This window comes from Nocardioides sp. R-C-SC26, assembly GCF_021246465.1.
Classification (GTDB): Bacteria; Actinomycetota; Actinomycetes; order Propionibacteriales; family Nocardioidaceae; genus Nocardioides.
In genome coordinates, this window is record NZ_JAHRHK010000018.1 from 23,511 (window position 1) to 35,683 (window position 12,173).

Sequence of the window (12,173 nt, forward strand, 5' to 3'; positions counted from 1 at the left end):
CCGCGGGGGGGCGGGGTCCCCAGGTCCCGACGTCGTCGCAGTCGGTGGCCCCGTGCGGTGCCACCGGCCACGAGCCGCTCGACGTCGGGGTTCAGTCCGGCGCTCGCCTGCCGCAACAGGTCGGACGCCGACATGCCCGGGTCGCTCCGGGCAGGATCGTGACGGGCTGGATCGTTCTGACTGGTCATGGGGTGATGCCTCTCTCCGGGGTGACGGTGAGTGAGGGGTCGAGCAACGGGCGGAGCCGGGCCAGGGCCCGCATGCTCCGGTTGCGCACCGCGCCGGACGTCGTGCCCATCCGCTCCGCTACCTCGTCGACCGCCAGGTCGTCGAGGTAGCGCAGGACGACGACGGCACGATCGGCCGGCGCGAGCTCGGCCAGAGCGGCGAGCAACGCCACCTGGAGCACCACCCGGTCCGTCGCGGACGACGTCGCGGGGTCCGGCGCCTCGGGCACCTCGCCCCACGGCTGCTCGCCCGAGCTCCGGCGCCGCTTGGCGCTGAGGAACGTGCGCGTCAACGTCGTCTGGGCGTAGGCGGCCGGGTTGTCGATCCGGCGCCACTTCACGAAGACCTTGGCCAGCGTCTCCTGCACGAGGTCCTCGGCCTGGGCGCGATCTCCGCAGAGCAGCCAGGCAGACCGATACAGGTGCGGCGTCCGAGCGCGCGCGAAGTCGGAGAACTGCTCCTCGACCTCACGTGCTCCGGCCCGCTGCCTCGACATCCCACTCCTTCAATCGTTCGATCGGCGTCACCCGATACGACGCCTGACCACGGCGCCGTGTCACACCCCGGGGCCCACACTTCTCGACAGCCCACCGCTACGACGCTCCCGCACCCCGTTCTGGTTGCCTGCGGACGCGACCGGGGTGCACAGCTGTTCATCTGACTGACGCCTGGCGCACACCCGGGGCTCATCACGAGCACAGATCCGCGACCGACCGTGGCGGCATGGCCACGAAGCGCAAGGTCTTCCTCCACGTCGGACTGCACGACGTCGCCGGCGAGGTGATCGACCTCGCCATCGACCACCATCGCGACGCGCTCGTCGAGCTCGGCGTCACCGCGCTGGGCGAGTCGCGCGATGAGATGTTCCGCGCCTCCCTGGAGATGCTCGGCGACCACAAGACGTGGGGCTACAGGCGTGGCGAGGTCGAAGGTGTCTGGTCCCGGATCGTCCGTCGCAGCCTGAAGGGCCGTCACACGCTGGTCGCCAGTCAGCCGTTGCTCGCCTCCGCGACCCCCGACCAGGCCGCGCTCGTCGTCGACGCGCTCGCCGGCTTCCAGGTGCACGTCGTGGTCACAGTCGCGGCGCCCGACGCGTGGGCGATGCCCGGCGACCAGGCCCGCGACCTCGGCACCGTGCTCGCGCGCTGGGGCAGCGTCGTCTCCAAGCCCGAGCGACTGCACGTGATCGTGGCCGTCGACCCCGACCAGGCCTGGACCGACTTCGGTCGCGTCGTCGGCTTCGGCACGGCGTCGCTCGCCGCGCCGGCCGCGCCACCTCACCGCGACCCGATGCCGGTCGGCGCCCGCGTGCACGTGCTGCGCGCGCTGGCCGAGTCGTGGGTCGAGATCCTGACGACGACCGCTCACGACGTCGTGGGGGAGCCGGATGCGCTCCGGCTGCCGAATCTCGCCCTGTCGACGTCTCCCGAGGACGTCGCGCGACGCACCGAGCACGCACTCACCGACGCTCTGGCGGAGGTCGAGCGCCTCAGCCGACGCAACGAGTCACTCGAGGCCGAACTCGATCGGTCCGAGCGCAAACGCCGCAAGGCGCGGGCTCGGCTCAGCTCGGTGGCCTGATCCGTCAGGCACCGGTATTCCCCGTCAGTGGGGCTGCCAGGCGTCCTCGTCGGCCGTGCGGGAGGTGACGACCTCGGGCATGGCGCCGTCGGCGAGGTCCTGGATCGAGACCTGCTCGAAGACCTCGCGGAGCGCCCCCCGAGCTGCGATCCACACGTGCTGCAGCACATCGGCGCGATCGTTGTACTCCACGGCCTCGGGCCGCAGGCCGTAGACGGAGACGAGCGGGCCGTCGACCGCGCGGATGACGTCGGCGACCGAGACGGTCTCCGGCGTCTTGCCCATGCGCCACCCGCCCGACTGGCCACGCTGCGACATCACGATGCCGGAGCGACGCAGGTCGGCCAGGATCGCTTGGAGGAAGCCGTGGGGGATGTCCTGCAACCGGCCGAGCTCCTCGGCGCTGACGGCCTTGGCGTTCTCGCGCGCGGCCATCTCGATCAGCGCGCGGAGCGCGTAGTCGGATTTCGCAGAAACTCGCACGAGACCAGTGTGTCAGATTTCTCGCTCAGATCGCTCGACCAACCCCGTCTGCGCGGTCGCCCCGCCAGATCGTGCGGAACGGGTCAGTTCGCTGCGAGCAAGCACTCAAGGCCCCAACCGCGTAGGCCGTCCGCGCTATCGCGAGCACCCGTTCGCCGTCTTGCAAGCACCCAGCAAGCGATTTACTATTAAGTTACTGGCTGGTAGCACGCGATGGCGTTCCCGCTCGTCCATGCCACCGGCCCCATCCCGAGTTGAGAGAACGGTGGGTCAGTGAGCCACTACAAGCACAATCTGCGCGACATCGAGTTCAACCTCTTCGAGGTCTTCGGCCGTGACCAGGTGCTCGGCACCGGGCCCTTCGCCGAGATCGACACCGACACCGCGCGCGAGATCCTGGCCCAGGTGGCCCAGCTCGCGGAGGGTGAGCTGGCCGCCTCGTTCGTCGACGCCGACCGCAACCCGCCGGTGTTCGACCCCGAGACCAACACCGCGCCGCTGCCGGAGAGCTTCAAGAAGAGCTACCAGACCTGGATGGACGCCGAGTTCTGGCGCCTGACGACGATGGCGGAGCTCGGTGGCACCCCGGCCCCGAGCTCGATCTGCTGGTCGCTCGGCGAGATGGTGCTCGGCTCGAACCCGGCTATCTGGATGTACGGCGCCGGCCCCATGTTCGCCGGCATCCTGCAGCGCAACGGCACCGACCGCGACAAGCAGATCGCCCAGCACATGATCGAGCAGGGCTGGATCGCCACCATGGTGCTGACCGAGCCCGACGCGGGTTCCGACGTCGGCGCGGGCCGCACCAAGGCCACCCTGAACGACGACGGCACGTGGAACATCGAGGGCGTCAAGCGCTTCATCACCTCCGCCGAGTCCGACCTCTCCGACCAGGTCGTGCACTTCGTGCTCGCCCGCCCGGTCGGCATCGAGGGCGTCGGGGGACCGGGTACCAAGGGCCTGAGCCTCTTCATCGTTCCGAAGTACCACTTCGACCTCGAGACCGGTGAGCTCGGCGAGCGCAACGGCGCCTTCGTCACCAACGTCGAGCACAAGATGGGTCTGAAGGTCTCCAACACCTGCGAGGTCACCTTCGGCGAGAAGGTTCCCGCCGTCGGCTACCTCCTCGGCGAGGTCCACGACGGCATCGCCCAGATGTTCCAGGTCATCGAGAACGCCCGCATGCTCGTGGGCACCAAGGCCATCGCCACGCTCTCGACCGGCTATCTCAACGCACTGGAGTTCGCCAAGAGCCGCGTGCAGGGCGCGGACCTGACCCAGTCGGGGGACAAGCACGCCCCGCGCGTCACGATCACCCACCACCCCGACGTCCGTCGCTCGTTGATGACGCAGAAGTCCTTCGCCGAGGCGATGCGCGCGCTGGTGCTCTTCACCGCCACGTGGCAGGACCAGATCGCGCTGCTCGAGCACGCCGACGACAAGGGCGAGGCCTACCAGCTGGCGCACGCCGTCAACGACCTGCTGCTGCCGATCGTCAAGGGTTACGGCTCGGAGCGCTCGTGGGTGCTCCTCGGCACCGAGTCGCTGCAGACCCTCGGTGGTTCGGGCTTCCTGCAGGAGTACCCCATCGAGCAGTACGTGCGCGACGCCAAGATCGACACGCTGTACGAGGGCACCACCGCGATCCAGGGCCAGGACTTCTTCTTCCGCAAGATCGTCAAGGACCAGGGCAAGGCACTCGGCCACATCGCGGCCGAGATCCAGGCCTTCATCGACAGCGAGGCCGGCAACGGTCGCCTCAAGAACGAGCGCGCCCTGCTCGCCACCGCGCTCGACGACGCCAACGCCATGGTCGGTCACCTGATCAACGACCTGATGTCGGCGCAGGACGAGATCCGCAACATCTACAAGGTCGGCCTCAACACCTCGCGCCTGCTGATGGCGCTCGGTGACGTCGTCTGCTCGTGGCTGCTGCTGCGTCAGGCCGAGGTTGCGCTGGAGAAGCTCGGCGGCGACGCCGGCAAGGACCAGGCCTTCTACGAGGGCAAGGTCGCGGCCGCACAGTTCTTCGTGCAGCACAACCTGCCGAAGCTCGCGGCCGAGCGCGCCATCCTCGAGGCCACCACGCTCGACCTGATGGACCTCGACGAAGCCGCCTTCTGACCCACCCACCGCGGTTGACCCGTCTTCAAACAAAGACGGGTCAACCCCGGATCGCACGTTGACCCGTCTTCACCTGAAGACGGGTCAACGTCATTTCGGGGCGCGGAGGGACGAGGCGGCCGAACGGACGGCGGCACTGAGGCGATCGAGCGTCGGGGAGGCCAGGCGCCACCGCTGCCAGTACAGCGCGACGTCGACGTGGTCGCGCGCGTGCAGCACCTCCAACCTTCCGGCCTCGAGATCGGGCAGCAGTTGCGGCTCCGGCACCAACGCCCACCCGAGGCCGAGACGCACCGCCTCGTGGAAGTCCGCCGACGTCGGCACCCGATGCCGGACGGCGGGCACGGCGACACCGCGCGCAGCGAGATAGTCGCGCTGCAGCGTGTCCTTCTCGTTGAAGGCCACCACGGGCATGTCCGCCCAGCGGGGCCCGCGTCCGTGCCGCCAGCGCGCGGCGAACTCGGGTGCGGCGGCCGGGCGGTAGCGCAGCACGCCGAGCGCCTCGACCGAGCATCCCTGCACCGGCGTCGGGTCGGACGTGACGGCGGCCAGCACGTCTCCCCGACGCAGGAGGTCGGTGGAGTGCGCCTGGTCCTCCACGAAGAGGTGCAGCGACGTCGTCCAGGTGGCGATCTCCGCCATCACTCCGCGGAACCAGGTCGCCAACGAGTCGGCGTTGACGACGACAGCGAGTGAGGCGCGCCGCTCCTCGTCCGCGGCCAGCACAGCCCCGGCCTCGGCGTAGAGCAGGGCGGTCTGCCGCGCCAGCCTCACCAACACCTCGCCGGCCTCCGTGGGCTCACAGGGAGTGCTGCGTCGCACGACCACCTGACCACAGGAGGTCTCCAGGGCTCGGATCCGCTGACTGATGGCGCTCGTCGTCACGTGGAGTGCTCGGCCGGCCGCTTCGAACGTCCCCTCCTCCACGATCGCCAGCAGAGCGGCCAGCTGCTCCGGAGGCGGCATCATCGTCATGAAGCAATGCTAAAGAACGTTGCAGATCTTTCGATGGACGCAAGTCGCGCCGCCACCTAACGTCGACGACGTGATCAGCTCCGTCGGCGCCGGCCTCGCCACCGGCCTCAGCCTCATCGTCGCGATCGGCGCGCAGAACGCCTTCGTGCTGCGACAGGGCCTCGCGCGCCGTCACGTCGGTCCGGTCGTCGCGGTCTGCGCGGTCTCGGACGTCGTGCTGATCGCCGCCGGCGTCTCGGGCATCGGGGCGATCGTGGAGCACGCCCCCTGGTTGCTGGACGTCGTGCGCTGGGGCGGCGTCGCGTTCCTCACCTGGTACGGGCTCCGATCCCTGCGCTCGGCGACCCGCTCGGCCACGTTGGACGCCGCACGTGAGGGAGCGGGCTCACGCCGAGCCGCCATTGGCACGGCTCTGGCCCTGACCTGGCTCAACCCCCACGTCTACCTCGACACGGTCCTGCTGCTCGGCACCGTCGCCGCAAGCCACGGAAGCGACCGCTGGTGGTTCGGGGCGGGCGCGATGGCGGCGAGCCTGGCCTGGTTCGTCGGGCTCGGCTTCGGCGCACGCCGAGCTCACCGCCTTCTCGCGACGCCCCGCGCGTGGAAGGTGCTCGACGTGCTGATCGGCCTGACGATGCTCGCCATCGCCCTCACGCTCGCCCTGCACGGCACGTGACGGCACGTGGTCGTCGTCGGTCGACGGCCACTACTCTCGCGCCATGACCGATCAGGAGCGTCTCGCCGGGTACATCGACGTGTGGTGGAGCGCCATCGAGGACTTCATCGACCTGCTGGCCGAGCTGCCCGAGGAGCAGTGGGACACCCCGACCGACCTCGCCGGGTGGGACGTGCGCGCCTGCGCCGCCCACACCGCGCATCTGGAGCGGGTCCTCGCCGGCTACGGCGAGGAGCACGCCGAGCTCGGCGATCCGCCGCCTGCCCACGTGACCAGCCTGATGGGTCACTACACCGAGATCGGCGTCGTCAACCGTCGCGAGCACAGCCCCGCCGACCTCCTGGCCGAGCTGCGCGAGGTGACCGCGCGACGTCGCGAGCAGCTCGCCGCTGACCCGCCGACCGATGGGCGGGCGCACCCGGAGGTGATCTTCGGTGGCGTCCCGTGGGACTGGAACACGCTCCTGCGCAACCGCCCCCTCGACGTCTGGATGCACGAGCAGGACGTCCGCCGCGCCGTGGGTCGCCACGGCGGGCTGCACACCCGCGCGGCCGACCACACCATCGGCTACCTGATGGAGTCCTTCGGCTACATCGTGGCGAAGAAGGCCGCCGCACCGGCCGGCACGACCGCCGTGCTCGACGTCGAGGGCAGCGTGCCCGTCGGCGTCGTCGTCGGGGACGACGGGCGCGGCCAGCGCCTCGAGCGGCTGCCCGGCACCCCCGACCTGGTGATCGCGATGGACCGCGAGGCGTTCGTCGTCCTCGCCGGTGGACGCCGCGCGGCCCCGGCGGATGCCGTCACCATCGAGGGCGACGTCGAGCTGGGCCGGCGCATCGTCGACAACCTCGGCACGACCCCGTGAGCGCCTGGCGCCTGGGCGACATCCCCGACCAGAGCGGGCGGCTCGTGGTCGTCACCGGGCCTTCGACCGGCGGCCTGGGTCATCACACGGCGCTCGAACTGGCGCGGCGCGGAGCACGGGTGGTGCTCGCCGGCCGCAGCCCGAGCAAGGTCGAGCAGACCGCCGCGGAGATCCGCGTCGAGGTACCCGGCGCGGAACTGGAGTCACTCACTCTGGACCTGGCGGACCTGACCGCCGTGCGGGAGGCAGCGCACCGGGCCGCAGACCTCGGGCCGATCGACGTCCTGGTCAACAACGCCGGCGTGATGGGCATGCCGTCCTACCTGCCCACCGTCGACGGGATCGAGCTCCAACTGGCGACCAACCACGTCGGGCCGTTCCTGTTCACCGGGCTCCTCTGGCCCCAGCTCGTCGAGGCACGCGGACGCGTCGTCTCGGTGGCCTCGCAGATGCACCGGCTCGCCCGGCGCGCCCCGGTGGGCGACCCGCGCGTCCCGGCCGGTCGCTACCAGCCCTGGCTCGCCTACGGCGAGACCAAGCTGGCCAACCTGCTCTTCACCGCCGAACTGGCGCGGCGCGCGGCGCCGTCCGGGGTGACGGCGCTGGCCGCGCACCCGGGTTTCGCCGGGACCCACCTGGCCGCCAACGGCCAGTACGGGCGCTCGTCGGGCGGCGTCGCATCCGTGCTGGACGGCGCGATCAAGCTGATGTCGCAGTCGGCCGCGGCCGGAGCCTGGCCCTCGCTGATGGCCGCGACCGCCGACCTTCCGACCGGCACCTATGTCGGCCCTCGTGGGCCGCTGGAGTTCGCCGGCCGGCCGAAGGTCACCCGCGGCACCCGGCTCGCCCGCGACCCCGACGCCGCCCGCAGGCTCTGGGAGATCAGCGAGCAGACCACGGGCGTGCACTACCCCTGAGCCCGTACGGTCGCGACTGTTCCTGTCGGGGCACCGGGTCTCGTGACGGTCGCAGAGCGCCCCCCTCGACCACCGGCGACGGGGAAAGCGGCCACCTCGACCACCAGAGGCGGTCGAGGAGACATCACCGGGCGTCGCGGTCGTGCACCCGCACCATGCCGGTCAGGGTGGCGGCGTAGGCCGAGCCGTCGGGGCCGAGGGTCACGGCGGAGTAGTGGTTGTTGAACATCGTGCCGATGCCGGTGCGCACCTCGAACTCGAGCTTGCCGGTGCGGGCGCTCATCGCCGAGAGATACCAGGCGTTGACGCCCCACCAGTTCGAGCGCTTCGTGTAGGCGTAGACCAGACCGGTCGCCAAGGACACCTTCGCCACCGACGAGGGGCCGACAACGTCGTTGGTCCACACCGTGCGGCACGTGCCGGCCTCCGGGTCGACGTCGACCCGCGCGAAGCCGCCGTGGGTCGACCGACCGAGCACCGTGCGCAGGGGATCGCTGTACCCGACGTTGTTCTCCACGACGACGCCGTTGTCGTCGACGAGGACGAGGGAGTTGTCCGAGGCGCTGGCGTCGTCGTCGAAGACCGGCTCCTGACAGACCAGCTCACCCGTGCGCTGCCGGTAGAACTGGACGTTCATCCGCGGATCGGCGTTGTCGGTGATCGCGACCATGCCGTTGGGCATGAGGGTCGGCGTCGTGCCGCTGCCCTGGCTGAGCTGACCGGTCTTCTTCTGCGACCCGCGGTCGTAGGGGGTCTCCCACGCGGGAACGACCTCGCCGTCACGCAGGACCAGCTTGTAGAACTGCTCCACAGTGACCACGTAGAGCCCGCCGTCCTGCCCGACCGAGACCGAGTTCGCGATCTCCTCGTCCAGGTCGAGCATCGCGACCCGGCCCGCGGAGGCGATGCCGACACGGCCGTCCTCTGTCACCCACCAGGTGCCCTGGCCCTTCCAGTCGGGCATCAAGGCGATCAGGCAGTCGTCGCCGGGGATGTAGTCGGTGAGGTCGATGGACGACTCGATCGACAGCGCCGGCTCCCCGTCGGCGTCGCTGGTCGTGATCGTGACGATGCGGCGCTCGGTCGTCGCGACGACCGCCCGGTCGAGATCGTCGAGGTAGAAGTAGGAGCCGCCGCAGAGGTTCTCCCACGGCTTCTTGCCGCGGCCGTCACCGCGCGCGGGCAGCACCAGGGTCGCCTGCGGCACCATCGACTCGGGGTCGAGCACGTGCATGATGGCGCCGCGCATGTTGCCGCAGAGCGCGACCATCCTGTTCTTGGTGTCGAACGCGAGGGTGGCGCACTCCTTGATGCCGTACCAGGCGGTGTTCACCTCGGGCTGCCGACCGAGCGGGCCCTCCCAGGTGTAGGCATCGCTGGACCAGCCGTCGTTGTGCATCGCGGACGCCCCGTTGCGCGCCATCCCCGGGTGCTGCGGCACCACGACGTCGAGCGGATCGGCCGTCGCCGGACTTCCGCGGTAGGACGGCGTCACGAGCGCACCTATCCCCGGCGGGATCGGCAGTCGACCGTCGGGGATCACCACGATCACCGCGACGACGACCGCGACGGTCGCGGCACCGACGCCGACGGTGCGACGCGATGGCCGCAGCCACCGGCGCACGCGGGGAGCCGCCAGGAGCCCGAGCAGGACCAGCAACGCCCAGGGCCCCACCGCCCAGACGACGAGCAACGCGAGGAGCAGCACGAGCGTCCGACCGAACTTCACTTCCGACTCCCTGGGGTGATGAGGACGGGGCGCCTCGCCGAGGCACCCTATCCCTGATCTAGAACGTGTTCTCGGTCTCGACGAGCTCGACCACCGGTGCCGAGCCGACCACCGGTGCCGAGCCGACCACCGGGGCCGCCCCGGTCATCGAGCCCGCCCCGATCATCGAGCTCGTCGCGATGCCGTGCCCGGTCAGGAACGGAGAGCGGGAAGGAACGGTCCGCTCATCGTCCCGGCCCCCTGCATCGGCGCGGGCGATGGCAGCCTCGTGCCGCCGTAGACCACGGGCGACTCCGGATCGGCGTGGTCGCGCGCGTAGGCCAGCCACGTCCGCGTGCCGCGCTGCCCCTGACCGCGGCGGGTCCAGTCGCACACGCCCGTCGGGAAGATCTGCTGCATCCGTCGCCACTGTGCGTTGCTCATCGGCAGCAACAGGAAGTCGTAGTCGGCCCGTCGCAGCGGTCGCAACTGGCAGGCCACGACGTCGTTCAGCCGGTTTCCGCCGGCCTGTTCGCGCGGCGTGCTGAGGCGCAGCTGCAGGGACTCGGGCAGCACGCAGTCGACCTCGTCGTCCCGACCGGGCCGCTCGAGCAGGCCGGGCACGTTGAAGCAGCGGTCGGTCAGGTCGGCGGGCTTGTTCGCCACGATCTTGCGCGCCAACGGCCGAGCGGATCGGTCCCGCTCGACACGAGAGAGCCAGCGGTCCATCGCCAGGAAGGACTCGTTCGCCCAGCGCAGGTCGCCGATCAACGGCACCACGCCGAACCACATCACGCGGTTGTCGGTGTGACCCTGGGCGCGGCGCAGTCGATCCTCCAGCCAGAACGCGTGGGCGTAGTCGTGGGCGATGCCCGGGTCGGGTCCACCGAAGTTGATCATCGCGACGTCGCTCATGTTGGTCGCCTCGTTGATGAACCCCGTGCTGTACGCGCGGGAGATCGACGCGGGGTCGCCCGGGATGCGGCGATCGGTGCGTACCGAGTCGACGTCGAGGCCGCCGAGCTTCGCGTTGAGGTCGAGGAACTGCGCCAGGGTGATCCCGCCGCGTTGCAGCGACTTCAGGCCGTACTGCACCCCGGTGTTGGCGAAGGGGATGCCTCCGAAGCCGCGCCCGGCCGCCTTCTCCATCGGCGACCAGACCTTGCGCGGACGCGGGCCGAGCTGGTTGATCACCAGGTCGAGCACCGAGCACCGGACCCCGCGCGGGTTGCGCGTGGGGTGATACCGGGTCGAGGGGTCGCCACGTCGTGGGCTGACGGTTCCGGGGCAGTCGTCGCGCGGGTTGAGCGCCGACTTGAAGAGCCCCTCGTCGGCGACGACCGCGTTGAGGTGGGAGAGGTGGCCTTCGACGTCGGCCATCTGGGTCGGCAACCACACGACGCCCGGACCCCACCGCTGCGGGTCCTCGAAGTAGAGCCGCATGAGGTGGTAGTCGGCGAACTGCGCGCCGGCGGTGAAGGTGTCGGGGTAGGAGCAGGTCGTGGTCAGACCCTGATAGATGCCGGGATAGGCGTTCGCCACCGTGTGCTGGGCGATCGAGCCTCCCGAGCAGCCGGTGCCGATGGTGTACCGGATCGTGCCGTACCGCTCGACGAAGCGCTCCTTGGCCATCATCACCGACTCGGCGTTCAACGCGACGTTGCAGTTGTGGCCGGTGTTGTCCAGCGCGGTCGAGATGACGCCGAACCCACGGCCGAGCGCGGTGATGTAGGTGGCGTCGATGCCGGGCACCGAGATCGGGATCGTGCCGGAGTAGTCGCCCAGAGGCGGATCGGAGGGGCCGTAGGAGGCGCCGCACCCGCCGCCGTGCGGGATGAGGATCTTGTGGTTGAACTGCGGCTGCGGCGCGAACGCGCTCCAGCTCTTGCCGGGCTGCCACAGCGTCATGATCGTGTAGCGGTCCCGGTCCTGGAACCCGTCCTCACGACGCACGATGAAGGGCAGGCGCACACCGGTGTCGGTCGTGGTCGTGGCGACGTCGGACGGCGGGTCGCCGATGTCGTAGCGCTGGAGGTTCCCGAGCAGCGGGTTGCTGGACTTGTAGAAGTACCGGTAGCGCGGTGGCTGGTTGCACAACGCGTCCCGCGCGCTCGGCTGGCAGCGGTAGTGCCGGGTCTGCGGACCGGAGAAGACCGGCCCGCCGTTGCGGTGGTTGATCACGCTCAACAGCGCACGCTGCCCGCCACGACCGACGACACGGGCCTCGACCTGGTTGCGGCCCAGGCGAAGCCCGGTCACCAGGCCCTCGAACCCGCCGCCCGCCCGCGTGGCGAAACGCCCGGTGACGTCGCGGCCGTTGACGGCGACCCGCACCTGCGCCGCGCGCACGCCGTCAGGGAGGAGGACGGCGAGTCGGACGTCGTCGTCGGAGATCAGGTCGGGGCGGTTCGACATCGACACGACGGCGAGCCGGTCGACCCGTCGCGGCGCCGACACCGGGGTCGCCGACGCGGTCGGACCCGCGACGACGTCCTGCCGCGCCGGTGCCCCCGGAGGGGCGGGCGAGGCGGGCGCGGGGGCGGGCGAGAGCAGGAAGGGCAGCACGGTCAACAGTGCCGCCGCGCCGGGGAGCAACCGGCGAGTGGCGGTGGTCAC

Annotated in this window: 10 protein-coding genes; 5 read left to right on the forward strand and 5 right to left on the reverse strand. The window is 70.5% G+C overall.

The genetic code is table 11. The features are described 5' to 3' along the window. Window positions 1-184: 184 nt before the first annotated feature. Complete coding sequence (locus tag KSO97_RS14970; protein ID WP_232680266.1) at window positions 185-724, reverse strand: SigE family RNA polymerase sigma factor; 540 nt, start codon at window positions 722-724, stop codon at window positions 185-187. A gap of 227 nt (window positions 725-951) precedes the next feature. Between KSO97_RS14970 and KSO97_RS14975 the strand changes: the two genes are divergently transcribed. Then, window positions 952-1,809, forward strand: a complete 858-nt coding sequence (locus KSO97_RS14975) for a hypothetical protein (protein WP_232680268.1) — start codon at window positions 952-954, stop codon at window positions 1,807-1,809. A 24-nt stretch (window positions 1,810-1,833) separates the two neighbouring features. Here the strand turns inward: KSO97_RS14975 and KSO97_RS14980 are convergent, their stop codons facing one another. After that, window positions 1,834-2,292, reverse strand: coding sequence for an Rrf2 family transcriptional regulator (locus tag KSO97_RS14980; RefSeq protein WP_232680270.1), 459 nt, complete (start codon window positions 2,290-2,292; stop codon window positions 1,834-1,836). Between the two features lie 273 nt (window positions 2,293-2,565). Between KSO97_RS14980 and KSO97_RS14985 the strand changes: the two genes are divergently transcribed. Beyond that, window positions 2,566-4,416 (forward strand): acyl-CoA dehydrogenase, encoded by a 1,851-nt coding sequence (locus tag KSO97_RS14985; RefSeq protein ID WP_232680272.1) that lies wholly within the window; start codon window positions 2,566-2,568, stop codon window positions 4,414-4,416. 90 nt (window positions 4,417-4,506) lie between these two features. On the opposite strand, the gene KSO97_RS14990 is transcribed toward KSO97_RS14985, so the two are convergent. Continuing rightward, window positions 4,507-5,391 carry a LysR family transcriptional regulator ArgP gene (locus tag KSO97_RS14990; protein ID WP_232680274.1) on the reverse strand — a complete coding sequence of 295 codons (885 nt, stop codon included), beginning with the start codon at window positions 5,389-5,391 and terminating at the stop codon, window positions 4,507-4,509. 70 nt (window positions 5,392-5,461) lie between these two features. On the opposite strand from KSO97_RS14990, the gene KSO97_RS14995 reads away from it, so the two are divergent. From KSO97_RS14995 to KSO97_RS15005, 3 genes are read left to right on the forward strand one after another with little or no spacing between them, the layout of a single operon-like run. Continuing rightward, window positions 5,462-6,067: a LysE/ArgO family amino acid transporter gene (locus tag KSO97_RS14995; protein WP_232680276.1), complete on the forward strand. Its 606-nt coding sequence runs from the start codon at window positions 5,462-5,464 to the stop codon at window positions 6,065-6,067. Between the two features lie 43 nt (window positions 6,068-6,110). Beyond that, the gene (locus KSO97_RS15000) at window positions 6,111-6,932 is read left to right on the forward strand and encodes a maleylpyruvate isomerase family mycothiol-dependent enzyme (protein WP_232680278.1); all 822 of its coding nucleotides are present in this window, start codon (window positions 6,111-6,113) and stop codon (window positions 6,930-6,932) included. Beyond that, window positions 6,929-7,849, forward strand: coding sequence for an SDR family NAD(P)-dependent oxidoreductase (locus KSO97_RS15005; protein ID WP_232680280.1), 921 nt, complete (start codon window positions 6,929-6,931; stop codon window positions 7,847-7,849). Before KSO97_RS15000 ends, KSO97_RS15005 begins: the two co-directional genes overlap by 4 nt. 124 nt (window positions 7,850-7,973) lie before the next feature. Here KSO97_RS15005 and KSO97_RS15010 read toward each other — a convergent pair whose 3' ends face one another. Both KSO97_RS15010 and KSO97_RS15015 read right to left on the reverse strand, forming a co-directional pair. Beyond that, complete coding sequence (locus tag KSO97_RS15010; protein WP_232680282.1) at window positions 7,974-9,578, reverse strand: hypothetical protein; 1,605 nt, start codon at window positions 9,576-9,578, stop codon at window positions 7,974-7,976. Window positions 9,579-9,770: 192 nt separating this feature from the next. Further along, the gene (locus tag KSO97_RS15015) at window positions 9,771-12,173 is read right to left on the reverse strand and encodes a DUF6351 family protein (RefSeq protein WP_232680283.1); all 2,403 of its coding nucleotides are present in this window, start codon (window positions 12,171-12,173) and stop codon (window positions 9,771-9,773) included.

Bases quoted from the DNA above. Each gene is read 5' to 3' on its own strand.
- KSO97_RS15000 (WP_232680278.1), top strand. From the start codon at position 6,111: ATGACCGATCAGGAGCGTCTCGCCGGGTACATCGACGTGTGGTGGAGC.
- KSO97_RS14990 (WP_232680274.1), bottom strand. From the start codon at position 5,391: ATGACGATGATGCCGCCTCCGGAGCAGCTGGCCGCTCTGCTGGCGATC.
- KSO97_RS14970 (WP_232680266.1), bottom strand. From the start codon at position 724: ATGTCGAGGCAGCGGGCCGGAGCACGTGAGGTCGAGGAGCAGTTCTCC.
- KSO97_RS14975 (WP_232680268.1), top strand. From the start codon at position 952: ATGGCCACGAAGCGCAAGGTCTTCCTCCACGTCGGACTGCACGACGTC.